This is a genomic window from Paraburkholderia sp. PGU19 (assembly GCF_013426915.1).
In the GTDB taxonomy this organism is placed as follows: domain Bacteria; phylum Pseudomonadota; class Gammaproteobacteria; order Burkholderiales; family Burkholderiaceae; genus Paraburkholderia.
In genome coordinates this window covers 1552860-1577076 of the sequence record NZ_AP023180.1, presented here as the reverse complement: position 1 = coordinate 1577076, position 24217 = coordinate 1552860, and the positions used below count along the sequence as shown (strand labels likewise).

Annotated in this window: 26 protein-coding genes; 16 read left to right on the top strand and 10 right to left on the bottom strand. The window is 62.4% G+C overall.

What is annotated here, in order from left to right:
- The first annotated feature begins 20 nt into the window (after positions 1–20).
- The 5 genes from H1204_RS24735 (at position 21) to H1204_RS24715 (ending at position 4747) form a co-directional block, all read left to right on the top strand.
- Complete coding sequence (locus H1204_RS24735; protein ID WP_180731181.1) at positions 21–851, top strand: phosphogluconate dehydrogenase C-terminal domain-containing protein; 831 nt, start codon at positions 21–23, stop codon at positions 849–851.
- A gap of 46 nt (positions 852–897) precedes the next feature.
- A complete protein-coding gene (locus tag H1204_RS24730) occupies positions 898–2142 on the top strand; it encodes a ribulose-bisphosphate carboxylase large subunit family protein (protein WP_180731180.1) in 1245 nt (414 codons plus the stop codon).
- 8 nt (positions 2143–2150) lie between these two features.
- Positions 2151–3533 (top strand): 3-oxo-isoapionate kinase OiaK, encoded by a 1383-nt coding sequence (gene oiaK, locus H1204_RS24725; RefSeq protein ID WP_180731179.1) that lies wholly within the window; start codon positions 2151–2153, stop codon positions 3531–3533.
- Positions 3534–3629: 96 nt separating this feature from the next.
- Complete coding sequence (locus H1204_RS24720; protein ID WP_180731178.1) at positions 3630–4334, top strand: transcriptional regulator NanR; 705 nt, start codon at positions 3630–3632, stop codon at positions 4332–4334.
- 275 nt (positions 4335–4609) lie between these two features.
- Positions 4610–4747 carry a hypothetical protein gene (locus tag H1204_RS24715; protein WP_180731177.1) on the top strand — a complete coding sequence of 46 codons (138 nt, stop codon included), beginning with the start codon at positions 4610–4612 and terminating at the stop codon, positions 4745–4747.
- A gap of 225 nt (positions 4748–4972) precedes the next feature.
- Here H1204_RS24715 and H1204_RS24710 read toward each other — a convergent pair whose 3' ends face one another.
- Positions 4973–5902, bottom strand: a complete 930-nt coding sequence (locus H1204_RS24710) for a LysR family transcriptional regulator (protein WP_180731176.1) — start codon at positions 5900–5902, stop codon at positions 4973–4975.
- A gap of 194 nt (positions 5903–6096) precedes the next feature.
- On the opposite strand from H1204_RS24710, the gene H1204_RS24705 reads away from it, so the two are divergent.
- Complete coding sequence (locus H1204_RS24705) at positions 6097–7419, top strand: cation:dicarboxylase symporter family transporter (protein WP_180731175.1); 1323 nt, start codon at positions 6097–6099, stop codon at positions 7417–7419.
- 37 nt (positions 7420–7456) lie between these two features.
- Entirely contained in the window at positions 7457–8734 is a 1278-nt protein-coding gene (locus H1204_RS24700) for an aminotransferase class V-fold PLP-dependent enzyme (protein WP_180731174.1), read from the top strand.
- 130 nt (positions 8735–8864) lie between these two features.
- On the opposite strand, the gene H1204_RS24695 is transcribed toward H1204_RS24700, so the two are convergent.
- The gene (locus H1204_RS24695; protein WP_180731173.1) at positions 8865–9149 is read right to left on the bottom strand and encodes a hypothetical protein; all 285 of its coding nucleotides are present in this window, start codon (positions 9147–9149) and stop codon (positions 8865–8867) included.
- A gap of 275 nt (positions 9150–9424) precedes the next feature.
- Positions 9425–9865, bottom strand: a complete 441-nt coding sequence (locus H1204_RS24690; protein WP_180731172.1) for an RDD family protein — start codon at positions 9863–9865, stop codon at positions 9425–9427.
- Between the two features lie 303 nt (positions 9866–10168).
- Here H1204_RS24690 and H1204_RS24685 point away from each other — a divergent pair, with 303 nt between their 5' ends.
- Together H1204_RS24685 and H1204_RS24680 are read left to right on the top strand one after the other, a co-directional pair.
- On the top strand, positions 10169–11104 hold the full coding sequence (locus H1204_RS24685; protein WP_180731171.1) for a Ku protein: 936 nt from the start codon (positions 10169–10171) through the stop codon (positions 11102–11104).
- Positions 11101–11943, top strand: a complete 843-nt coding sequence (locus H1204_RS24680; protein ID WP_180731170.1) for a tetratricopeptide repeat protein — start codon at positions 11101–11103, stop codon at positions 11941–11943. The genes H1204_RS24685 and H1204_RS24680 overlap by 4 nt, the downstream gene beginning before the upstream one ends.
- A 37-nt stretch (positions 11944–11980) precedes the next feature.
- Here the strand turns inward: H1204_RS24680 and H1204_RS24675 are convergent, their stop codons facing one another.
- The 6 genes from H1204_RS24675 to H1204_RS24650 form a co-directional block, all read right to left on the bottom strand.
- A complete protein-coding gene (locus H1204_RS24675) occupies positions 11981–12463 on the bottom strand; it encodes a PRC-barrel domain-containing protein (RefSeq protein ID WP_180731169.1) in 483 nt (160 codons plus the stop codon).
- A 207-nt stretch (positions 12464–12670) separates the two neighbouring features.
- Positions 12671–12982 (bottom strand): hypothetical protein, encoded by a 312-nt coding sequence (locus H1204_RS24670; RefSeq protein WP_180731168.1) that lies wholly within the window; start codon positions 12980–12982, stop codon positions 12671–12673.
- 147 nt (positions 12983–13129) lie between these two features.
- Positions 13130–14158 (bottom strand): MerR family transcriptional regulator, encoded by a 1029-nt coding sequence (locus H1204_RS24665; protein WP_180731167.1) that lies wholly within the window; start codon positions 14156–14158, stop codon positions 13130–13132.
- Between the two features lie 166 nt (positions 14159–14324).
- A complete protein-coding gene (locus H1204_RS24660) occupies positions 14325–15170 on the bottom strand; it encodes an amino acid ABC transporter permease (protein ID WP_180731166.1) in 846 nt (281 codons plus the stop codon).
- Positions 15160–15903: an amino acid ABC transporter permease gene (locus tag H1204_RS24655; protein ID WP_180731165.1), complete on the bottom strand. Its 744-nt coding sequence runs from the start codon at positions 15901–15903 to the stop codon at positions 15160–15162. Before H1204_RS24655 ends, H1204_RS24660 begins: the two co-directional genes overlap by 11 nt.
- Positions 15904–15905: 2 nt before the next feature.
- Positions 15906–16757, bottom strand: a complete 852-nt coding sequence (locus H1204_RS24650) for a transporter substrate-binding domain-containing protein (protein WP_180731164.1) — start codon at positions 16755–16757, stop codon at positions 15906–15908.
- 311 nt (positions 16758–17068) lie between these two features.
- Here H1204_RS24650 and H1204_RS52685 point away from each other — a divergent pair, with 311 nt between their 5' ends.
- The 7 genes from H1204_RS52685 to H1204_RS24620 are packed head-to-tail and all read left to right on the top strand — an operon-like array spanning position 17069 to position 23843.
- Complete coding sequence (locus H1204_RS52685) at positions 17069–17200, top strand: hypothetical protein (protein ID WP_274608210.1); 132 nt, start codon at positions 17069–17071, stop codon at positions 17198–17200.
- Positions 17197–18069 (top strand): amino acid ABC transporter ATP-binding protein, encoded by an 873-nt coding sequence (locus tag H1204_RS24645; protein WP_180731163.1) that lies wholly within the window; start codon positions 17197–17199, stop codon positions 18067–18069. Before H1204_RS52685 ends, H1204_RS24645 begins: the two co-directional genes overlap by 4 nt.
- On the top strand, positions 18066–18698 hold the full coding sequence (locus H1204_RS24640) for a cysteine dioxygenase family protein (protein WP_180731162.1): 633 nt from the start codon (positions 18066–18068) through the stop codon (positions 18696–18698). Before H1204_RS24645 ends, H1204_RS24640 begins: the two co-directional genes overlap by 4 nt.
- Positions 18698–19888 (top strand): cystathionine beta-lyase, encoded by a 1191-nt coding sequence (metC, locus tag H1204_RS24635; RefSeq protein ID WP_180731161.1) that lies wholly within the window; start codon positions 18698–18700, stop codon positions 19886–19888. Before H1204_RS24640 ends, metC begins: the two co-directional genes overlap by 1 nt.
- A gap of 35 nt (positions 19889–19923) precedes the next feature.
- Positions 19924–21558 carry a rhodanese-like domain-containing protein gene (locus H1204_RS24630; protein WP_180731160.1) on the top strand — a complete coding sequence of 545 codons (1635 nt, stop codon included), beginning with the start codon at positions 19924–19926 and terminating at the stop codon, positions 21556–21558.
- The gene (locus tag H1204_RS24625) at positions 21555–22406 is read left to right on the top strand and encodes a transporter substrate-binding domain-containing protein (RefSeq protein WP_180731159.1); all 852 of its coding nucleotides are present in this window, start codon (positions 21555–21557) and stop codon (positions 22404–22406) included. Before H1204_RS24630 ends, H1204_RS24625 begins: the two co-directional genes overlap by 4 nt.
- A gap of 3 nt (positions 22407–22409) precedes the next feature.
- On the top strand, positions 22410–23843 hold the full coding sequence (locus H1204_RS24620; protein ID WP_180731158.1) for an NAD(P)-binding domain-containing protein: 1434 nt from the start codon (positions 22410–22412) through the stop codon (positions 23841–23843).
- Positions 23844–23932: 89 nt separating this feature from the next.
- Here the strand turns inward: H1204_RS24620 and H1204_RS24615 are convergent, their stop codons facing one another.
- The gene (locus H1204_RS24615) at positions 23933–24214 is read right to left on the bottom strand and encodes a hypothetical protein (RefSeq protein WP_180731157.1); all 282 of its coding nucleotides are present in this window, start codon (positions 24212–24214) and stop codon (positions 23933–23935) included.
- Between the last annotated feature and the right edge of the window lie 3 nt (positions 24215–24217).

Here is a 24217-nt window from a genome sequence, read left to right as displayed (position 1 = left end):
CCCTGCAAGGAGAGAGCACGATGAAAGAGAAAATTGCACTGTTCGGCGCTGGCGGAAAGATGGGCTTCCGTCTTTCGAGCAACCTGCTGAAGTCGGACTATCGTGTCGCGCACATCGAAGTGAGCGAAGCGGGCCGCAAGCGCCTGAAGGATGAACTGAACGTGGATTGCGTATCCGTCGATGCCGCGCTCGACGGCGCGCAGGTCGTGATCCTCGCCGTGCCCGATACGCTGATCGGCAAGCTCAGCCACGAGATCGCACCGAAGCTGCCCGCGGGCACGATGGTGATGACGCTCGATGCCGCCGCGCCGTTCGCCGGCCATCTGCCCGACCGGCCCGATCTGACTTACTTCGTCGCGCATCCGTGTCATCCCATCATCTTCAACAACGATGACGATCCGAAAGCGCGCCGCGATTTCTTCGGCGGCGCGTATGCGAAGCAGTCGATCACGAGCGCGCTGATGCAAGGCCCCGAGTCGGCGTTCGATCTCGGCGAGGATGTCGCGAAGACGATCTATCAGCCGATCCTGCGTTCATACCGTCTGACCGTCGATCAGATGGCGCTGCTGGAGCCGGGCCTGTCTGAGACGATCTGCGCGACGCTGCTTTACGTGATGCGCGAAGCAATGGATGAAACCGTGAAGCGCGGCGTGCCCGAACAGGCCGCGCGCGATTTCCTGCTCGGCCACATGAACATTCTGAGCGCGGTGATTTTCAACGAAATCCCCGGCGCGTTCTCCGATGCGTGCAACAAGGCAATCGAGTTCGGCAAGCCGCGCCTGATGCGCGACGACTGGAAGGGCGTGTTCGATCATGCGGAGATTGCGGACAGCATCCGCCGTATCACGTGATGCGTGCTGAGCGCTGTTTTCTTTTGACTTCCAACAGGACTGCATCGTGAGCGAACGCATTCACGCTACTTACTGGCTCGAAACGGGCGACGATCCGCGCCGGGCTGCCGATGTCATCGCGGGCGAACAGTCGAGCGGCACCTTCGTCGCGTTGCCCGGCGAGACGCCCGAACTCAAGGCGCGTTCCGGCGCGCGCGTCGAGCGCCTGGACATACTCGAAACCGTCGATACACCGAGCCTGTCGGGCGGCATGAAATCGGAGGTGTACACGCGCTGCACGCTCGAGCTGTCGTGGCCGATCGAGAACTTCGGTCCGTCGCTGCCGAACCTGATGTCGACCATCGCGGGCAATCTGTTCGAACTGCGTCAGGTGTCGGGCTTGCGGCTCACGGGCCTGAAGCTGCCGGCTTCGTTCGCGGCGGCGTATCCTGGCCCGGCGTTCGGTATCGACGGCACGCGCAAGCTGAGCGGCGTCACGCGTGGTCCGCTGATCGGCACGATCATCAAACCGAGCGTCGGGCTGTCGCCGGAGCAGACCGCGCAGCAGGTGCGCGAGCTGGTGGAAGGCGGCATCGACTTCATCAAGGACGACGAACTGCAAGCCGACGGCTCGCATTGCCCGTTCGACGAGCGCGTGAAGGCCGTGATGCGCGTGGTCAACGAACACGCCGATCGCACCGGCAAGAAGGCGATGGTCGCCTTCAACGTGACGGGCGATCTCGATCAGATGCGCCGGCGGCATGATCTCGTGCTGGCGCATGGCGGAACCTGCGTGATGGCGGTGCTCAATTCGATTGGACTGGTTGGCCTGCACGAATTGCGCAAGCACGCGCAGGTGCCCATTCATGCGCATCGCGCAGGCTGGGGTTATCTGTCGCGCAGTCCGGAACTGGGCTGGGATTACGCGCCGTGGCAGATGATCTGGCGGCTCGCGGGCGCGGATCATCTGCACGTGAACGGCTTGCGCAACAAGTTCAGTGAGTCCGATGAAAGCGTCATCGCGGCGGCGCGCGCGGTGCTCGCACCCGTCATGCCCGACGCGCCGATGACGGCGATGCCCGTCTTCAGTTCGGGGCAGACGGGCTTGCAGGCCGCCGACACGTACGCCGCGCTCGGCCGCGCCGATCTGATTCACACGGCGGGCGGTGGCATCTTCGGCCATCCGCAGGGCGTTGCGGCGGGGGTCGAAGCGCTGCGCGAAGCATGGGTTGCGGCCATCGAAGGCGTGCCGCTGGAGAAGCACGCGGAGCGCAATCCGGCGCTGCGCGCGGCGCTTGGTTTCTGGAAGTGAGCACGCGTATGTCCGATTCCGCGCAAACGGCATTTTCGGCGGGGCCGCTGCTCGCCTATTACGGCGACGACTTCACCGGCTCGACGGATGCGATGGAGGCGATGACGGCAGCAGGCGTGCCGACCGTGCTGTGTCTCGACACACCGACGCCCGATCTGCTCGCGCGCTTTCCTGAGATCCGTTGCGTCGGGTTGGCGGGTTCGTCGCGCGGGCGTGACCCTGCATGGATGCGCAACGAGCTGCCGGCCGCGTTCGCGAGTCTCGCGGCGTTCGGCGCACCGATCCTGCAATACAAGGTGTGCTCGACGTTCGACTCGTCGCCGGAAGTCGGTTCGATCGGCGCGGCCATCGACATCGGCGTGAACGTGATGCGCGCGCGCTGGTCGCCGATGGTGATCGGCGCGCCGCGCCTGAAGCGCTATCAGATGTTCGGCAATCTGTTTGCCGCGGTGAACGGCAGGGGCTATCGGCTCGACCGTCATCCGACGATGTCGCGTCATCCCGTTACGCCAATGGACGAAGCGGATCTGCGCGTGCATCTCGGGCGGCAGACGTCGCGTCGCATCGAACTGATCGACATGCTGCAATTGCGCGACGGTTCGGCCACGGCGCGCGTCGATGCGCTCAGCGCGGACGACAAACCCGTCGTGTTGATCGACGTGCTCGACGAAGAGACGCTCGTCGAAGCGGGGCGGCTGGTGTGGGAACGGAGGGGCGAGGGCGTGTTCAGCGCGTCGTCGTCGGGGCTGCAATACGCGCTGGCCGCATACTGGCGCTCGCGCGGCTGGTTGCCCGCTACGCCTTCGCTGCCCGTCGCGCAACCGGTCGACGTGATCGCCGCCGTGAGCGGCAGCTGCTCGCCCGTCACGGCGTCGCAAATCGCCTGGGCGCGGGCGCATGGGTTTCATGTCGAACGACTCGATCTGCGCCGCGCGCTCGATTCGCAATCGGGCGGCGCGGAGATCGAGCGCGCGGTCGACGCTGCCGCCGATGCGCTTCGCCGAGGCGTGAGCAGCATCGTGCACAGCGCGGAAGGCCCCGATGATCCCGACGTGATCGGCTTCGACACGATTGCGCGCGACGCGGGCCTGACGCGTCAGCAGGCCGCGCGCAACGTCGGCGGCGCGCTGGCCGAAGTGATGCGACGCTTGCTGGAGCGCGTGCCGCTGTCGCGTGTGGTCGTCGCGGGCGGCGACAGTTCAGGCGAAGTCGCGAGCACGCTGGGCATCGATGCGCTCAGTGTTGCAGCGGGTCTCGCGCCGGGCGCGCCGTTGTGCCGCGCGTGGTCGAAGTCGGCGCAGCGCGACGGGCTGGAGATCGTGCTGAAGGGCGGGCAGATCGGCGGCGCGTCGTTCTTCGGATTGGTCAAAGAGGGCCGCGACGTGGAGTGAACGCATTGCGGTGAGTTGATACAGCGAGCGGTTCCTCGCAAGAATCGATCGGTGTATGGTATTGTCATTACACCAGAAGCTTGTCGCTGAAATGTAATGGGCGAGATCATCCCGCGTCGGAAGCTGTACCAGGAAGTGGTGGACCGTCTGATGGAGCGTATCCGCTCGGGCGAAATCGCGCCCGGTGCGCAGCTGCCGTCAGAGCGGGAACTGATGGAAATCTATGGCGTCGGGCGGCCTGCCGTGCGCGAGGCGCTGCAGACGCTCGAACGCTCGGGCATCGTCGAGATCGTACACGGCGAGCGCGCGCGCGTCGTCGTGCCGACGGCCGACACGCTGATCGGCCAGATCGCAAGCGGCGCGATGCATTTGCTGCGTACCGACCCGGAGATGCTCGAGCATCTCAAGCACGCGCGCCTCTTTCTCGAAACGGGCACGGCGCGCATGGCCGCCGAGCGCGCGACCGAAGAGGATGTGGCGCGACTGCAATTGAGCGTCGCGCAACATCGGGCTTCGATGGTCAACCTCGAAGAGTTCATCGAGCGCGACATGGCGTTTCACCGCGAGATCGCGAGGATCAGCGGCAATCCGATTTTCCCGTCGATCGTCGAGTCGCTGTTCCGCTGGGCGGGCGAATACTACCGGCCGCTCGTGCGTGCGCCCGGCGCGGAAGAGCTGACCTTGGCGGAGCATCAGCGCATCGTCGACGCCATCGCGACACATGATGGTGATGCGGCTGCTGAAGCCATGCATGCGCATCTGTCACGCGCCAATCATCTGTACCGCAAATTGAGCAAATAGCGCCGGTACGGCACACACCTGGCTGGCTGACTTCAACCTGTCTCGTTCGGTCATCGATGAAGAAGCGCGCGGTCAGGGTTGACGCGCGTTTCGATGCAGCACGCACGAAGAGATAACGCCGACGCTATCGGCGCGGTGTCCGGTTCCTGGATGTGCCCCCATCACAACATCACTGAAAAAGGTGTCAGTACGCGTTGGATTTTATTTTGCAATGCACCATAGACGGGTGTACTATAGGGTTAATACCTAGGCAATAACCCTGAATGGAGCTTGCAATGAACTACGCTACTGCTACCTCGACGGCTACGAAAGGCGGTTTCCTTGCCCGTGTACGCGAATTTTTCATTGACGCGTGGCGCACCCATCTGGAAGTGTGCGAAATCATCGCCGAATCGCATCGCCGTCCGCGCTAAGACTATCCTCGACCGCGTGTGCGCGGTTCAGGCGCGGCGCCACGAAGTGGCGAACGCGCATCGCGCCGGCGCTTTAGCCGCCGTCGGCAGGCACGGCCTGGTTCCAGTTTCCGTCGCCATCCACATGTCGGCCAGTCCTGCGTCCATGGGTCGCACGACGCTCGTGCACGAATCGACGAGGCCGATTGCAAGGCCCAAATAGACGCCCTTGATTTCACGCGATCACTATTGCGCAGGGTCCAGTTGCGGCATCCCTGGGTCGAGCAGATTCGAAGTGAAATCGCACGATTGCGCAGCCAGCCTCGCGATGGCCGCACTCAACGAATGCGACTGGTCTGCCCGATGCATCGCGATGTATTTCACCGGCGGCAGCGCGGGCCGTGTCGGCACGATCACGAGCGCACGCCGCTCCAGCATATGTCGCAGGCAGGCTTTGGGCAGATAGCTGACGCCGAGCCCTGACAACGTCAGACCGATTTGCGCGATGAGGCTGTTGCTCGCCAGCACCTTCTGAAGGCTGACGCCATGGTCCTGCAAAAAGCGGCTATAAACATAGCCCGTGCCGGACAACCCGCCTTGCAGGATCAGAGGATACTTCGCGATCTCCGTGATCGGGATGGCCGTCTTGCGCGGCGCGAGGCTCGCGGCGCACATCCACGCGTTGTCGACCTGGCCAACGGCCGTGGTCGCGAACGGTTCCGTGCCCTGGGTCTGCGGCACGATGATCACATCGACGGTGTCAGTGGCGAGCCGCTCACGCAACGTCGCATTCAGTTCAACTTCCGCTTCCACCTTCACCTTCGGGTATTCAGCCTGTATCGCTGAGACGAGGCGCGGCAGCCATGTCAGCGCCGTAAGTTCCGTGACGCCGATGCGTATCTGTCTCACGAGCGCCTCTTTCGAACTGACGCGCTCGACGATCTGATCGCGGCGCTCCAGCAACTCCTTCGCGTACTCGAAAAACTCCGCTCCCTTTTTGGTCAGACGCGCGCTGCGATGGGCGCGGTCGAACACCACGAGATCGAAAGCGCGCTCAAGCTCCTGCACACGCTTGGAAACCGCCGACTGGGTCGTATTCAGACGCGTCGCCGCGGCCTCGAACGATCCTAGTTGCACGATCCAGTACAGCGCTTCCATCTGCTTGAAGGTCAGCATCGCGTCGCCATGACATGAATAAAAGCGATATGTTCGCATAGAAAAAAATCGCTTTTTATGTTTATTCTGGATGCTTATGGTTTCGACATCGAGCTGAAACACAGCGCATGCGGGACGGCTCGAACGAGCGCGCTCACAAGACGGCACGCCGCCTCCCGCGTCAATCCATATCAATCGGTCCGTCTGGAGAACGCATGGAATCCGTGATCGAAACACCGCCTGCTGAACACATCGAGCGCAAGCCGCGCATCGGACTGGCCTGGCAAATACTGATCGGCCTCGTCGTCGGCATTGCGGTCGGCGTCGTGCTGAACCCCTTTCCTCAAATGCGTGATTCGGTGGTGACAGGCTTTCTGCAGCCTGCCGGCGACATTTTCGTCCGCCTCATCAAGATGGTCGTCGTGCCCATCGTGTTCACCAGCATGGTGGCCGGCATTGCAGGCGTGGGAGATGGGCGTGCGCTCGGGCGCATCGGCCTGAAGACGCTGGTGTATTTCGAGGTCGTCACGACAATCGCGATCGTGCTGGGGCTCGTGCTCGGCAATGTGTTGCAGCCGGGCGTCGGCACCGACATGTCGCAACTCGGCCACACGGACATCTCGCATCTCCAGCAAGCTACGCAGACGCAAGGACATCACGGCTTCATGTCCTTGCTGCTGAATATCATTCCCGACAATATCGTCGCGTCGATGGGGCGGGGCGATCTGTTGCCCGTCATCTTCTTTTCGGTGCTGTTCGGGCTTGGCTTGCAGTCCGTGCCGGCGGAGTACAGAAAGCCCGTGCTCGCCACGCTGAAGGGCATCGGCGACGCGATGTTCAAGGTCACGGGCATGGTGATGCGCTACGCGCCGTTCGGCGTGTGCGCGCTGATCGCGGTGACCGTCGCGAACTTCGGTTTCGGATCGCTGCTGCCGCTGGTCAAGCTGGTCGCGGTGACGTATCTCGCGATCATTCTGTTTGCGGTCTTCGTGCTCGGCGTCACCGCGCGCCTGTTCGGCTTCAATATCTTCACGCTGCTCAAGGTCATCAAGGATGAACTGATCATTGCCTTTTCGACGTGCAGTTCGGCCACTGTGCTGCCGCAGTTGATGAAGAAGATGGAAGACTTCGGCGTGCCCAAGAGCATTACCACCTTTGTCGTGCCGACGGGCTACACCTTCAACCTCGATGGCGCCTCCATTTATCTGGGCATCGGCACCCTGTTCGTCGCGCAACTGTACGGCGTGCATCTCGGCGTGCAGGAACAGATCGTCCTGATCCTGACGATGGTGGTGACGTCGAAAGGCGCCGCCGGTGTGCCGGGCTTCATGTTCGTGATCCTGCTGACGACACTCGCCAGCGCCGGGCTCCCGCTCGAAGGGCTCGCGTTCATCGCGGGCGTGGACCGGATCATGGACATGGGACGCACTGCGTTGAATGTCGTGGGCAACGCGCTGGCGCCGCTCGTCATCGCGAAGTGGGAAGGACAGTACGACGCGGAAAAAGGCAAGGCGTATCTCGCGTCGCTCGACGCCTGAACGCAGGTAAAAGCACCCTATCGAGGAGCAAATTCAGATGAGCAGCAACCAGGGGCAGTTCTTTCCCGAGTCCCTCATGCAGGAGATCAAGAGCCGGTTCCATTTCGTCGATCACGACACGGACGGGCGCGAGCGGCTCTTCTTCGATAACGCCGGTGGGTCGTTCCGGCTCAAGGCGGCGTTGGAGGCATTTGCAAGCGTCGACGCGCTGCCGGATTGTCCGGAGCGCATCCACGAGCGCGCGCGTTATCTGCAAGACGTTCAGGCGCGCGGCGAAGCGGATATCCGGCGTATCTTCAATGCGCGAGGCGGCAGTGTCTATCCGTCGCTGACAGCGTCGGCCGCGATGTTCGAGATGGTGCGCGCCGTGATGGAAAACGTGCCCGGCACGAATGCGGTCACGACGATACTCGAACATCCGTCGTCGTTCGATGCCATGAAGCTGTATTGCGAACGCACCGGCAAAGCGCTGCGCATCGCGCCGAGCAATCCGGAAACTGGGGGCGTGGATGTCGATGCGATCGTGTCGCTGATCGACGAAGACACAGCACTCCTGAGCGTGATGTACGCGTCGAACATTTCGGGCGCGAAGCTCGATATCGCTGCCATTGTGGAGCGTGCGCGCGCAAAGCGGCCGGATCTTTTCATTATCGTCGACGCCGTGCAGCACGCGCCGCATGCGGTAATCGACCTGCAGAAAACGCCCGTCGACGGCATCAACGTCGCGCCGTACAAGTTCTTTGGATGCAGAGGTTCGGGCATCGCGTGGTTGTCCGATCGGATGGCGGAGCTTCCGCATCATCGTCTCGAAGCGAAGGAAAAGGGCGTATGGGAACTCGGCAGTCCCGCGCCTGCGCAGTTTGCGGTGGTGAGCGCGATCGTCGATTACGTCGCATGGATCGGCAGGCAATCCAGCGATGCGGATGACCGTCGGGAATTGTTCGTGCAAGGGATGCAGCGCATCGAAAACCACGAACGCGCGCTGCTTGCGGCGTTGCTCGATGGCACGGACGGGCAATGCGGGTTGCGAGCGATGAAAGGCGTGCGCGTATTCTGGGATCACGACGATCTGACGAAACGCGATCTGATTGCCGGCATCGGATTCGACCGTCTCGAACCCGCCGCCGCCGTGCGTGAATACGAAAAGCGCGGTGTGATCGTGTACGAGCGGATCGGCACGAGCCTTTACTCCGGGCGCATGTTGAAGTCGTTCGGTCTGGAGGGCGCCGTGCGTGTCTCGCCACTGCATTGCCATACCGCTCGCGATATCGCTCGCTTCCTGGCGGTGACAGAGGAACTTGCGCTGATCGATTGACCGGCGTGGCGGATTGCGTGTGAAGTGTCAACTTGCGGCTGCCGTCTCTGGACGGCAGCCGTCAAGCCGTATACGCCAATCAATTTCGTGCGATCGAGGCAGGCTCTCGCAGCGTCGGACGCTACTGCAACTACTGACTGGTCTTGACATTATCAACACCTTCAACAGGTGTCATGCCGGGCATATCCGTTGTGTTCGCGGTCGCCTTGCGGGACATATCGCCGGGAATCCGGTTCCACGGGCTGGACACGGGCTCACTGTGATACGTCATCCCTGCCGTCGCCGCACCGTGAGCACCGCCGCTGCCGTTTCCGCCGTTGCCATTCCCTCCGGCGTACGAGATCGTTGCAGCGCATCCGCAGAGCGCGGCGACAAAAGCGTGCACTAACTGAACTTTCCGCGTTGCGTGTTTCATGGCATGACTCCTGGGCGTGCCAGCGCATATTTCCGTGTCGCTGGATTCAATGTGCCGCTGAACAGGATGCTTGCATAGCGGCGAAGTGCAAGCGCTCGATGCGTTCTGACCTCGTATACGGCGCGCAAGGAGCAACGGATGCAAAACGACTGCCTATCCCGGCAAGGGAAATCGACTTGAGGACGTAGATCCACCTAGTGTTGCTCTGAGAGCGTAGGCGCGATAACGCAAAAGTTTTCCGCATCCGCCATATCGCGCCGCGTCTTCCAGGTGGCTCAAGTCCCGACGTGGTCGCGCGTTTCATCCTCAATCACAGTCGTGTTGGCTATCCGGTCATGTAACGTCTGCTTCCGGTCGTTAAACAGCACCCATAGAAATCCGGCACCGCAAGTCGCGAAGGTCAGCAGATATCCGAGTGTGCGGAGACCGGCTTGTCGCACGGACATCGCGCGTCCGGTATCGGCATCCACGATCCGAAGACGCAACGCGCGTTTGCCGGGTGACGTGCCCCATACAGCCCACATGACGCCCGTCAACAGGATGGGAAGGCATTGCGCGATTGCCAACCAGAAAAGGATAGTCACAGCGTAGGACTCGGGTGCCGCCATGATGTCCTCTGTCGAGGGACCGAGCGGGACGAGCAGCACGACGGCAGTCCACCAGATTGAATCGATAGTCAGCGCTGTCGCGCGCCGCGAGTAGGAGGCGTATCGCATCGGAAGAGGGTGTCGGGTCGAAATTGGGCTCGATACGCAAAGTCAGTCGAGATTGTCCAGGCTATTCGCCAGTATGCCGGAGACGGCAAGAGCGCTACCCGATGGACCTTGTCTCATGCGGGTCCGTGCCATTGAAGGGGCGATATGCAGGTTGGTCGTAGAATAGGCACATCAAGTGCTCAACTGCTCGACGAACGGGTGCGGCACGGCATCCAGTCAAGGCCGCGCCCGGCCGCCCGGGTCGACAAGCCGGATCTTCGTACGAGCCGTGCGACCGCATCCGGCGGCCACCAGGAGGATGTCATGGCAGCGCGTTCAATCGCATCTCTCACGCTTTCCTTCGGGCTGGTCTCCATTCCGGTGAAGCTGTATTCGGCGACCGAGACTGCATCTGGAGTCGGCTTCCATCTGCTGACGCCGGAGGGCGGCCGCGTGAAGCAACAGTATATTTCTGAGGCCACGGGCGAAGTCGTGGCGCGAGTGGATATGAAGAAGGGATACGAGTTCGACAAGGGCCAGTTCGTCGTCTTTGCACCGGAAGAGCTCAAAGCCCTGGAAGAAGGTGCGTCGCACGTTGTAGAAATTGTCTCTTTTGTCCCGGAAAAATCAGTCGACCCGCTCTATTACGACAAAGCCTACTTCATCGCTCCCGACAAGCGCGGCGGCAAGCCATACTGCCTTCTGCAGCAAGCCATGCGAGAAAGCGAACGCTGCGCATTGGCCAAATGGTCGTCCAAGGGCAAGACCCGTATCGTGCAGATACGGCCGGCCGATGAAGGCATGGTCTTTCAGCAGTTGTTGTTCGCAGACGAAGTGCGCGGACTGGCCGACTTGCACATCGAGCAGATAGCCGTGACCGATGCCGAGTTGCAACTCGCGCTGCAGATAATCGAACAGGTTTCAGAAGATGCCTATGACCCGTCGGCATACGAAGACGAGGAAAAGAAGCGGATTCTGGAGGCGATAGACCGGAAGATCGCCGGTAAGCAGATCGTGTCGCCAGAAGCGCCTGCCGAGGACTCGGGCGGCCAGGTTATCGATCTGATGGAGGCGCTTCGCGCGAGCCTCGGGGCCAACAAGACGAAGAAAACCGGGCCAGCGAAGACGCCTGCTTCGAAGAAGGCTACTCCTGTCGATGTCGCGGTGCTTGCGAGCAAACCCCGTCGGCCCGCCCGGCGAGCCGCATCGACGCCCGAAGTCAAAGAAGCGCCGCCGGCAAAGGTTCGAGCCCGAAAGTGAGCAGCCGCAATCAATCACACGATTACTCGCTGCGCAGCCTTCAATCGTTGCTCGGCGTTTCGCGACGTGTGCTTTCCGGGCTGATCGCAGCCGGATTCGTGGAGCCCTCTCGCGGTCGGCGCAACGAGTTGCGCTTTACGTTCCAGGACGTCGTCGTTCTGCGCACAGCATTTCAGCTGCAAGAGGCGAAAATCACATCCCGCAAGATCTTGCGCGCGCTTGCCAGGCTGAAGGCCGACCTGCCGGAAGCGCTTCCCCTTTCGGGCATTCGTATCACGGCCGTCGGCGACACCATTGCGGTCAAGACGGGGCAATCCCAATGGGACGCGACGTCAGGGCAGCATCTGCTCGATTTCGAGGTCGCCCCGCTCCGGGGTGACGTTGCCTTTCTCGACACTGCGCCCCGCACGCTGCGAAGCAAAGCGCAACAGGTCGAGGAATGGTTCGCCCTGGCAGAACAACTCGCCAGATCAGACGTCGTCGGCGCGGAGCAGGCGTACCGCAAGGTGCTCGAGTTGGCCGACGCACCGCACTATCACGCCTACACCAATCTCGGTGTGCTGCTTTGCGAGAGCGAAACGCGCTGCGAAGAAGCGCTGTCTGTGTTCGAGCGAGCACTGGCGCATTTTCCAGACGATGCGCTGTTGCATTTCAACCGCGCGGTCGCTCTGGAGGAGTTGAAACGCTACGCGGCGGCGATGGAAGGCTATGAGCGATGCCTCCAGCTCGACCCCGATCATGCCGACGCGCATTTCAACCTTGCCCGGCTCAGTGAGATCCGCGGCGACCAGCAGGGGCTCTTGCGGCACCTCAGCGCGTATCGCAGGCTCATCGGTTGACCGTGCTGGCGCCCGCTGCCAGCGGTTGACCAGACAGTTACAGATTGCTGGACCGTTCCTCTATCGCATCGCGCGTGGTGTCCCAGTAAGGCTGTTGCCGGTAGTAGTGGTGGACGGATGCACCCCATTGCGGGTCTGCCATCGAGGGCCAATGGTCCTTGTCAAATCCGGGCGCGTTTTTGATTTCGTCTGCCATCAGGTTGACGAGGAAGACTTTCTCATCGGCGTTCAGCGTCAGTGCGCTCCATGGAATGACGTGAAGCGTCGTTCCCATGCCGAGAAAGCCGCCTTCCGACAACACGGCATACGCAATCCGCCCGTCACGAACGTCGAGCATGATGTCCGAAATTTTGCCGACATGCTCGCCGTCGGCGGTTACAACTTTAGTGCCATCCAGTGTGGATGCGGCCATCACTTCAGGCCCGGGGCCGTCGCCGACACCGATGCCGACAATACCCGCACCCTGGTCCGCCGATTGTGACTGGGACTGAGACTGCGTGTTGGGGTCGAGTGGCGTCATGATTTTGCTCCTGATGGGTAGACTTCCTGTAGCGCAATGCGCATGCCCACGCAGGATGCGGGTAGCCACCAGTCGCAAGTCGCAAGTCGGACCGAAACGCGGACGGCTCTTGGGCCACTACGTCAGCCATAAGCGTCGACGGGAAAAGGAAACGGCCGGGCACCGTACCGCGTGTGGGGCAGGTCGCCCATGGCCGGGTGCTGTCAGTTAGCTTCGCTTGCCTTTGAGGGTGAAGGGCGCCAACAGCGACTCGATGTCGAGTTGATGTCCTTGAAGAAGCAGCAATCGTGCATGGAGCACGGTGTTTTCAAGGACGAGCTTTGCGGTGCTCAGCAGATACAACGCATGAATATCGGAGACGGACATGCCCGTTTCCACGTTGTGATGACGTTCAACGAGCGAACTGACAATGAGGCGTTTGAGTTCTTGCTCACCAAACGGCAGGTCCGCGTAGTCGATGGGATCTACTGCTTCGACTTCTCTAAGCATGTCGACAAGCGTTTCGGTGCTCACTTCCATGAGTCCTCCCCGGGACGAAGGTCAAGATCGGCGTGGCCAACAAACGTCATCCTGCGCCCACAGATTACTCATTCAATTAGATGTCGTCCAGCGGTGGCGATGAGGGTTGAATGTCAGATAGAGAGCTCAGCTTGAAGGATAGCCCCGTCACGCTGTTTCCGGACTGCGCGCGACTCTCGCGCGCACCTCGGGCGATGCCAGGCACGTGGCGACAGCCTCGTAGCCCGGCGCACCCGGGTAAGGTGCCACGCGCGTAGGCGGACTGTGATTAGCGGGGCAAAGAATAATGGCTTCGTCGGGTCCGACTAACGCGAGATCCAGGATGGCTGACGAGCGCGTCAGCAGAAACACGGGTCGTCCCGCCGTTTTCGCGCGATGGCGCAGATACGTGATCAGCGCCCCCTGGGTGGATCGATCGAGATCCTGTTCGATCATATCGACGATCAGCGCATGAGGCGCTTCACTTTCCAGCGCGACGAGCAAAGCGCTCAGCGCGTTCGAAGCGCCCGCGCTTGCGCCTTCATCGACGAGCCACGCCAACGCCTGATCGACGCGCGACTCGAGATCGGGATCGCCGTTCAGCAACGCAACTGCCGACGCGCCGTCATTGTCGAGCCGGTCGAGGCCGAGGAACACCGCGCCTTCCAGCGATTGCGCGAGGCGCCGCGCGAGCCGTGTCTTCCCGCTGCCCAGCGATCCGATGATGTAGTTCACGGGGCGAATGTCCCGCAACTCGAACCATTCCGCGCCCCAAGGCCACGGCAGTTCGAAGCCGACACCCGGACCGGTCCGATCGAGCAGCGAGGCCAGTTCTCCCTCTCCGGGCAACTGGCCTCGCGCAAGATCGGACTGGAGCCTTCGCACCTTGTCGAGCCTCGCGACCAGCGCGTGAACCTGATTCCCCAGTGCCGTTTCGTGCGCTGCCAATGCGGCACCCAAACCTCGGGGATCGCCATCCAGAACGCGAGCCACTTCGGCAAGGCTGAGACCGAGCGCGCGCAGGCCAACGACTTCGGCGGCACGGGCCATATCGCTGTCACCGTACGACCGATATCCTGCTGCCGTTCGGCCCGGACGTAGCAATCCTTGCTGTTCGTAAAGCCGTAACGCCTTGACGGATACGCCGAGCCTTCTGGCCGCTTCTGACGCGGTTAGACAGCGGGTGGAAGGAGTCATCAGTCACCTCTCTGTTAGTTGACGAGTGCCAGTTAGCATGAGGGTGACCCCAAGGGCAGGGTCAACAGGATTGTGCCGTGCGGTCCTGCCGTCGTGTCGGATTTTTTGTGGAGTTGGCTAGAGGTGGCCTCGCATCGCATTGCGTCTGCCCTGCGAGCAACAATCCCTAAGGATTGGCAATCCGCTTCTCGAGCCATCGGGTAAAGAGCGAGATTGGATAGCAGTAGGCAAAGAAAATAACCAGCGTCGCCAGATAGGTGAGGACCGTGAAGCTGGACCTCGCTACCGTGCTGCTTGCTACCTGCGCCGTGTCGATCAGATCGTGAATCCCGACCAGCGAAGATAACGCGGTGCCCATCGTGATGATCGCATAGACATTCATCCACGGTGGCAACATGCGGCGCACGCATTGCGGTAGCACGATATGCCGCAGAATCTGCGCGCGAGAGAATGCCAGTGAACCGGCGGCTTCCCATTGCGTCGTCGGTATCGATACAACCGCGCCGCGAAAAACCTCGGCGATATTGGCGCTTGCTGGCAACGCGAGTGCGAGCGTTACCTTCAGCCAGTCCGGAAACGGCAACGTCGTGCCGAACAAAGTGAACTCGAACGGAAAGACATAAGTCGTGAAGTACACGAGCACCAGCCACGGCGCATTGCGAAAAGCCTGAACCCAGAATCGTGCGATGCGTCCCGGCAGCGAGGGTGCGAGTCCGAGCGCGCCGATCGCGAGACCGAGGATCGAGCCGATCGAAACCGCGCCGACGCTGATCAGTACGTTCAACGCGAAGCCATGCGCGAGCGCGGGTGTCCACTCGACGAAGCGCGCGAGCGTTTCGCCTCGTGAGCCCGAGTCAGGCGCGAGCGTCCAGAGCAGCGCGCCGACGATCAGCACGCCGAGCGCGGCGGCGACGCCAGGGGCAGGTCCGCGTGCCCGCGTGATGCGGCGTGCACGTCCATCGCGGTGCGATTCGATATCGGAAAAGGGCGATGCAGCCGATCTAGGCGCCATAACCGGGAATCCATAAACGTCGTTCGAGCCAGCGCCCCGCGAGGCTGACCAGCCATGTCAGCAAACCAAAGAACAACAGAATGACGATCATCAACGCGAGTACGTTGTCGCGCTGCGTCCAGATCATGATCGACTGATACGTGACGTCGCCTACGGCAATCGCCGATGCAAGCGCCGTCGCCTTGACCAGTTCGACGAAATTGTTCACGAGCGCCGGCAATGCCGTGCGAAGCGCCAGCGGCAATTCGATGCGCCAGAAGCGCGTCCTGCGGTCGAAGCCGAGCGAGGCCGCACCTTCGAGCGTTTGCACGGGCAGCGCATCGAAGCCCGCGCGCAATGCTTCCGCATGAAACGCGCCCTTGTGCAGCGACAACACCAGCACGACCCAGAAGAACGGCTTGAACGGGTTGTCGATGTGGCTCTCGCGCAGCCATTGTGTGATCAGCATGTTCAGCACGAGAAACGCGCAGTACAGTTGGACCAGCGTCGGCGTATTGCGCGTGAGTTCGACGAAGGCGCGTGCCGGTGCCGCGATCCATGCATGGCGATGACGCAGCGCGATGAGCAGTAACAGGCCCGCGAGCGCGCTCCCGAACATCGTCGCGATGACCAGTTCTATGCTGACCGCGATCCCGTGCAGAAACGGCACGCGCTCATAGGCGTCTAGCAGAAAGCGATAGTCGAGTCCGGCGCGCGCGGCGGTGTCGATGAACGCATGAAGCGAATCAGCCATGCTCACTGCTCAGCAGGCAATTGGTGATGCCATTCGGCCAGCGCCGCCGAAGGCGGCGTCAGGCCGTTTTTCGCTTCATCGTCGATCAGCCAGCCCGTGCGATGCCAGTCGCGCACGATCGCGTCGAGCTTCGCTGCCGTGTCCTTTTCGCCTTGCCGCACCCAGATCACCGACGGCGCAGGCTCGAGTTCCGGTTGCAGCGTGCGGTAGTCACGCCATTCGGGATCACGCTGCTGTAGCGGATAAAGTAGCGGTGCGGCGTCATGCACTGCCGCGACGCAGCTGCCGCCGCGCAGCGCGAGCAGCGATTGGGACGCGCCGGGGAACGCGCGCGGCACGGCACCGTACTTCTCGACGACAGGCCGGATATAACTGCTGCCCTGCGAAATGCACACGGGCTTGCCGCGCAGGTCTTCCCACTTCGTAATGCCACTCGATTTCAGCGTAATGGCCGTGCCGCCGACGCGGTAATACGGCGTCGGCACGTGGTCGAGAATTTCGCCGCGCTGCGCGTTGAATTCCATGTTCGCGATCAGGATATCGACCTTGCCTTGCTGCAGGAACTGCACGCGTGTCGATGGTTGCACGGACACCAGTTGTACCTTTACGCCGAGGCGCTTGCCGATATCGTTGGCGAGATCGACATTCATGCCGCGCGGCTGTTGCGTTTGCGGATCGAGCGAGCCGAACGGGCTGCCCGCAATCAGCACGCCGACCGCGATTTCATGGCGCGAATTGATCTTGTCGAGCGTCTGGTCCGCATGAGCGGGTGCGCTGATTACCGCAGTGGAAAGGGCCGTAACCAGAGAGAGAGCCGCGAATCGTTTGTTATATGCCGCTTTGCTGGATGTCATGAGCGATCGGATAAATGAAAGGAATGGGCGCACGCGTCGATGCAGTCAATGCGCCACTGCGATGGCATACGCTATGCGAATCCCGATGCACGGCAAACCAAATGAATCTGCTAAGCAAAGCACGCAGACGTTGAAGCGCGGCGCTCAATGCAGTGGCGGACCTTTCGTGCACATAGCAGATCGCCGCATATGGTTTCGTCTATTCGTTGGTTAGCGAATGACGGTCGCGTTTCTAGAATGATCGGCTGCTGAGTGGGCGTTCGACGTCGATGCGTTGGTTCCGCCGATCAGCACTGACGACAGGACAGCGGATGACACCACTCATTCTTTCGGAGCGTGCAGCGCATATCGGCCTCGCGCTCAACGCGGCGGCTGTCGCGGAGCCCACGCATGACAGCGTCGGCACGGACGCATCGCGCACTTTCGCTACGGAGGCCGTATGAACCGCATTGCCATTGATGAACAGGCAGCGCTCTCGAAGGGACGCGGCGCGGAAGACGCGCTGCTGGCGCTGCGCGACGTGCGCCTCGCCTACGGCAATACGCCCGTGCTCAATGGCATCGATCTGTCCGTCCAACGCGGGCAAGCCGTGTCGATCATCGGCCCATCAGGTTCGGGCAAGTCGACGATCTTGCGCTGTGTCAACGGACTGGTTGCGCCTCAAAGCGGCGAGATTCACGTCGATGGCATCGACGTGCGCGCGCAGAGAACAGACGCGCAACGCATCGCGCTGCGCAAGCGGATCGGTTTTGTGTTCCAGCAATACAACCTGTTTCCGCATCTGAACGTGGTGGACAACCTGATCATCGCGCCGATGCGCGTGCTCGGGCGCAGCCGCGCGGAAGCCGAGAGCGACGCGCACGCGCTGCTCGCGAAGGTGCGTCTCGCCGATAAGGCGAAGGCCTATCCGGGCGCGCTGTCGGGTGGGCAGCAGCAGCGCGTCGCGATTGCACGCACGCTCGCGATGCGGCCCGACCTGATCCTGTTCGACGAAGTGACGTCGGCGCTCGATCCCGAAACGGTCGGCGAAGTGCTGAACGTGATCGGCGAACTGGCCGACGAAGGGCAGACCTGTGTGCTCGTCACGCACGAAATGCGCTTTGCCGAAGACATCAGCGATGAAGTGTTCTTCACGGAAGGTGGCGTGATCGTCGAGCACGGCAGCGCACGGCAGCTCTTTCACGATCCCATCCACGAGCGAACCAGACTCTTTCTGCAGCGCGCCCGCGGCGACGACCGCACAGGCCGGGCGCGGCGGCGCGTACAGGACCACGCGTGTATTTTCAACGATCCATCATCCTCACGACCATGAGCACAATCACGAACGAAACCATCGGTGCCGTCGCTGCGCAACGCCGCGAAGCGGTGCAGACGCTGCTTTCCGGTGCGCGCAAGATCATCGAAGAGAAAGGCGTCACGCGTGATGCGCTCGCCGCGATCAGTGCGCGGCTGCTGGAACTCGCGACGCAGCGCACACTGTTCGATGCCGCTGATTTCCCGCCGCCGCAGCGCGACAGCGGCGACACGTCGACGCGCTACCGGCTCAATCCTGGCGAAGACGGCTTTGCGCTGTATCTGAACTCACTGCTGCCGGGCAAGACGACGATTCCGCACAACCACGACACATGGGCCGTGATCGCCGCCATCGACGGTGCAGAGCTGAACCGTGTCTACCGGCGCACGGACGACGGCCGCGACCCGGAGCGCGCGCAACTCGAACTGTCGCATGAGGTGGTCGTGCGGCCCGGGGTGCCGATCGCGTTTCTGCCTGACGATATCCACAGCATTCACGTCGGCGGCGCGGAGCCGACGCTGCATTTCCATCTGTATGGCCGTCCGCTCGAAACGTTGACGGGCCGCCTCGGTTTCGAGCCCGATACGGGCGTCGTCGTGCGATACAACGCGACGCACATGCAACGCGCGACGCAGGCGGTCGGCTGATGGCGGCAATGGATGATCATTTGCTGACACGCGTTCTGCGCGCCGGCGCGCCAGCGTTCGAAGACGGCGCGGCGCCTGTCAACGTGCCCGTCGTGCGCGCGAGTACGGTGCGTTTCGAGAGCGACGCGGTTCTCGTCGAGTTGCATCATCGGCGCGAAGCGGGCGAATCCGTCGGTACGTATGGACGGCACGGCATGGCGACACATCGCGCGCTCGAAGCCGCAATCGGCGAACTGGAAGGCGCAAGTGAAGTGCTGCTCGCGCCTTCCGGTTTGTCGGCGATTACGCTGGTGTTTATCGCGCTGTTGTCGCCGGGCGATCACGTACTCGTGCAGGACAGTGTCTACGGACCGGTGCGCGAGCGTGTCGAGCCGCTGCTTACACGGCTCGGCGTGTCGTTCAGCTACTTCAGTGCGAGCGAAGGCGTGCCCGCAGCGCGGGTCAGGTCGAACACGCGGCTGATCTACGCGGAGTCGCCGTCGTCGTTCTTTTATGAAGTGGTCGATGTGCCCGCGTTCGCCATGTTCGCGCGCGAGCGCGGCATCCTGCTTGCGGCCGACAACACGTGGGGCGCGGGGCTGCTGTATCGGCCGCTTGCGCTCGGTGCGGATATCTCGGTGCAGGCCACGACGAAATACCTCGGCGGGCATTCGGATCTGATGCAGGGCGTGGTATCGACGGCCAATGCGGCGCTCGCCCGGAAGCTGCGCGATACGCACGATGCGCTCGGCCTGAGCGTCGGCGCTGACGATGCCTATCTCGCGCTGCGCGGCATCCGCACGCTCGCGGTGCGCCTCGCGCAGCATGGCCGCAATGCGCTCGAAGTCGCGCAGTATTTGCAGACGGAGCGCCACGCGGTTGCACGCGTGTTTCATCCCGCGTTGCCTGACGATCCCGGTCACGCACTCTGGCGTCGCGATTTTGCGGGTGCCAACGGGCTGGTTTCGTTTGCGTTGCGCCACGCGGATCACGACAAGGCGCGTGCGTTCATCGATGCGCTGCGTTTATTCGGCATTGGCGCGTCGTTGGGCGGCTACGAAAGCCTTGCATTGATCGCACCACCGTCGCGTGTGCGCGAACACAGCTACTGGCGCGGCAGCGAGCCCGTCGTGCGCCTGCATGTCGGCCTCGAAGATCCTGCGGATCTGATTGATGATCTGAAGCAGGCGTTTCGCCGCGTCGTGCAATAGACGCGGTCACTCTCACTTCATTGCCTCTATTCCGAATGACAGACAGTTTTTCGCTGATACCTGCGACCACCGTGCGCGAATGGCTGAACGACGGCGACGAACTCGCGCTTTTCGATGTGCGCGAAGCCGGCGAGTTCGGCGAAGGTCATCCGTTCTTTGCGATTCCACTGCCGTATAGCAGGCTGGAACTCGACGTCAGCCGGCTCGCGCCGCGCCGCAATGTACGCGTCGTTTTGCTCGACGATGGCGCGAACGAAGAAGCGATTGCGCGGCGCGCAGCGCGACGGCTGCATGCGTTGGGCTATACGCGGGTTTTTGTGTTGCAAGGTGGCGCCCCCGGATGGTCCGCTGCGGGTTACACGCTTTTCAAAGGCGTGAACGTGCCGTCGAAAACCTTCGGCGAACTGGTCGAGCATGCGTACGAGACGCCGCGTGTTTCGGCGACGGAACTCGCGCGTTTGCAGGCCGAAGGCAAGCCGCTCGTGCTGCTCGACGGCCGCACGGTCGAAGAACACAGGAAGATGACGATACCCGGCGCGGTGAGCTGTCCAAACGGCGAACTGGCCTACCGTATCGGCGCGCTTGCAGGCGATCCCGATACCCCCGTCGTGATTCACTGCGCGGGTCGCACGCGCAGCATTATCGGTGCGCAGTTGCTGCGCAGCTTCGGTTTGCCGAATCGCGTTGTCGCGCTGGAAAACGGCACGCAAGGCTGGGCGCTTGCGGGCCTCACACTCGAGCACGGGAGTGGGAGACGTTATCCCGAGACTGTCGATGAACGCGCATTGGCCGACGCGCGTGATCGTGCTTCCAGACTGGTGGAGCGCTTCTCGCTGAAAACGCTCGACGCAAAGCGCGCGCAGGCGTGGCTCGATGCGACGGATCGCACAACCTATCTCCTCGATGTGCGCAGCGCCGACGAGTTCGCGCGTGACGGCGTGCGAGCCGCCGTACACGCGCCGGGCGGCCAGCTTCTTCAGGCGACGGACCAGACGATCGGCGTGCGCAATGCGCGTGTGCTGCTGGTCGATCACGATGGCGTGCGCGCGCCTGTCATCGCCACATGGCTCGTGCAACTCGGCATCGAAACGGCGCTCGTTCCAGCGCACGAGGCAAAGGCATTACATCGCGCCGTTGTTGAAACACACGGGCTAGCAGAAGGCCGGATCGATGCGAACGAACTGCGTGCGCTGCGAGGCACCAGCGGCTTGCATCTGATCGATCTGCGCTCCAGCGCGGCGCATCGCGGTGGCCATCCAGAAGGCGCGCGCTGGTCGATTCGTCCGAAGTTGCCCAACACGCTGGAGAGCGCCGCGCGATCCGATCGCATCGTGCTGTTCGCGGATTCGACTGAACTGGCCGCGCTCGCGGCGCTCGATCTGCGCGAAGCCGGCTTCATAAGCGTATCGATCGCGGAGGCAGGCCTCGACACCTTCAAACAGGCAGGCTATCCGCTCGAAGCCTCGCCCGCATCGCCGCCGGACAGCGAACGTATCGACTATCTGTTCTTCGTCCACGACCGGCACGAAGGCAATCTCGATGCCGCGCGCGCCTATCTGGCATGGGAAACGGGTCTCATCGCGCAGTGCGCGCCGGACGAACTTCAACACTTCCGCATCGATGCGCAATCGTCTGGTGCGGATGTTCATCCCGAGCTGACTCGTTCATGATCGCCCGTCTTTCGAAGCGCGCGCGGCGCGCAACCACGCTTTTGTCCGCCGTCGTCGCATGCGTCGCATCGACAGGCACCGCGCACGCGGACGCCACGCTGGACCGCATCAAGGCGCGCGGCACGCTGGTCGTCGGCGTCGTGCTCGACGGCACCTACGGCACGCTCGATCCCGCGACGCGCAAGCCCATCGGCTACAACGTCGAGTTGGGCGAAAGCCTCGCGAGCCATCTCGGCGTGAAGTTCGAAGCGATTGAAGTGACGCCGCCGAACCGCGTGCAGTTCCTGCAACAAGGCAAGGTGGATGCGTTGATCGCCAGCATGCAGTACACGAAGGAGCGCGACGAAATACTCAGCTACGTGCCGACGCCTTTCGAAGAGATCGGCGGCAGCGCGATGGTGCACAAGGACGCGGGCATCCACGACTGGAAGGATTTGCGTGACAAGCCCGTCTGCGTCTCGCAAGGCAGCAACTACACGAAGCCGCTGATCGAGCAATACGGCGCGCAGGTCAAGGCATTCAAGGGCATGCCCGAAGCGCTGCTCGCGCTGCGCGGCGGCACGTGCGTCGCGTCGGTTCACGTGACGCCGGGCATCGAGGCGCGTCTTGTGAACCCATCGGGTGAATGGAAGGACTATGAATCGCCGATGCCGACGCAGCTGATTCCGTCGCCTTCTGTGATCTGGGTGCGCAAAGGACAGATCGATGCCGTTGCCGCCTTCGACAAGATCGTCAAGGACTGGCATCGCAGCGGTTTTCTCATCGACGAAGGCAACAAGTGGCACATGCCGCCGTCGCAACGGTTGCAGGAATGGCACCGGCAATACGCCGCCAACAAGGAAAACTGACCCATGACACAGACTGCCGATGTGGACCGCGATGCACGCCGTACGCTCGATCTGCTGGGACCCGCGCCCGACAACTGGGTGCCGGACCGGCCAGGCGTCGATCACAACGTTTTTATCGTCGGCGCGGGGCAGACGGGTTGTGCGTTCGCGTTTGCGTTGCGGCGCGCGGGCATTGGCCGCGTCAGCGTGATCGATGCCGCGGCGAATGCAGCAAAGGCGGGCGTATGGCTCAACCGTGCGCGCATGAACAAGCTGCGTACGCCGAAGACGCTTGTCGGGCCCGAAGGCGGCTTGCCGGGTTTGAGTTTTCGCGCGTGGTACGAAGCGCGTTTAGGCGCGGCGTCGTATCAGGACATCGACCGCATTCCGCGAGAACGCTGGGCCGAATACCTCGCGTGGTATCGTGATTTTCTTGAGATTCCGGTTCGCTACGGCATGCGTCTCGTGCAAATCGAACCGAAGGGCACGCATTTCGCGCTTCATCTCGAAGTAGACGGTGTCGCGCGTGTCGAAACGGCGCGCAAGCTGCTGCTGTGCAATGGCGTCGCGGGCAATGGCGGCGCATTCGTGCCGGCGGTGCTCGAACACTTGCCGCCGCAGCTTGTCGCGCATACGTCCGATGCCATCGATTTCGCGGCGTTGCGCGGCAAGTCGGTTGCCGTGCTGGGCGGCGCGGCCTCTGCGTTCGATGCCGCCGCGACCGCGCTCGAAGCGGGCGCAGCGGACGTGCATCTGTTCGTGCGCCGTACGACGCTCGCGGCCACGCCCGTATCACGCGCGCGCGCCTATCCGGGTGCATACGACAACTACTTCGCTCTGCCCGACGCGTTGCGTTGGGCGCAGGCGCTGCGCTTCAAACGCTCGGGTTCGACCGCGCCGCCGGATTCAATCGAGCGCGTGACGCGCTTCGAGAACTTCCATCTGCATCTCGGCGCGCAGTGGGAAAGCGCGCATGAAGCGTCGGGGCAGATTGCGGCTGTCGTGTCCGGCGAGACGTTTCGCTTCGACTTCGCGATTGCGGGCACGGGCTATTTCATCGATCCTTCCGCTCGCCCTGAGCTGGCCGGTTTCGCGTCGCACATCCTGTTGTGGCGCGACCAGTTCACGCCGTCCAGCAACGAGGCGGACGACGGGCTCGGCGCGCATCCGTATCTCGGTCACGCGCTCGAATACAAGGAGAAGGTCCCGGGCGATGCGCCGTATCTGAAGGACATTCATGTGTACAACCCCGCGGGATTCGTCAGTGCGGGTGTGCCTGTCGGCGATGTGCCGAGCATGAAGCGCGATATTCCCGCCGTGGTTCGCCGCATCAGCCGCGATCTGTTTCTCGGCGATATCGATTCGCACGCGCAACGGCTCGCCGCTGACGTGCCTCCCGAGTTCGACGAGTCCCTGTATGCGGCAAGTCTGTGGGGAAGGGAAACGTCAAGCGCATGACGCTGGTGGTTTCGCGCGGCAACGAGAAGTGGCGTCGCAGAGACGCCTCTTTTGTTTTGGCGCGGCTCGCGAACGGGCGCCTGCTCTGCTTAATGCGCGATACGAATGGGCGGCGAATAAGCGCTAACTGTCGTATCGCCACTCCCACCCGTTTGCGACGTACCTTTCGTGTCGCCACCAAAGCCCGCTTCGTCCGTGGCGGCTGAATGACCCGGCGTGCGAAGGCTCTGTGGCGAGGGGCTGCCTTGATCGGCCGCTACGGGCGCCGTGCGTACGGGCGACTGAGTGAGCGGTTGATTCGCCTGCGCGTAGCTAGACAGTGGTGTGGCGAAGATTGCCGCGATGGCGAGTGCTTGAACGGTCGATTTCATCGT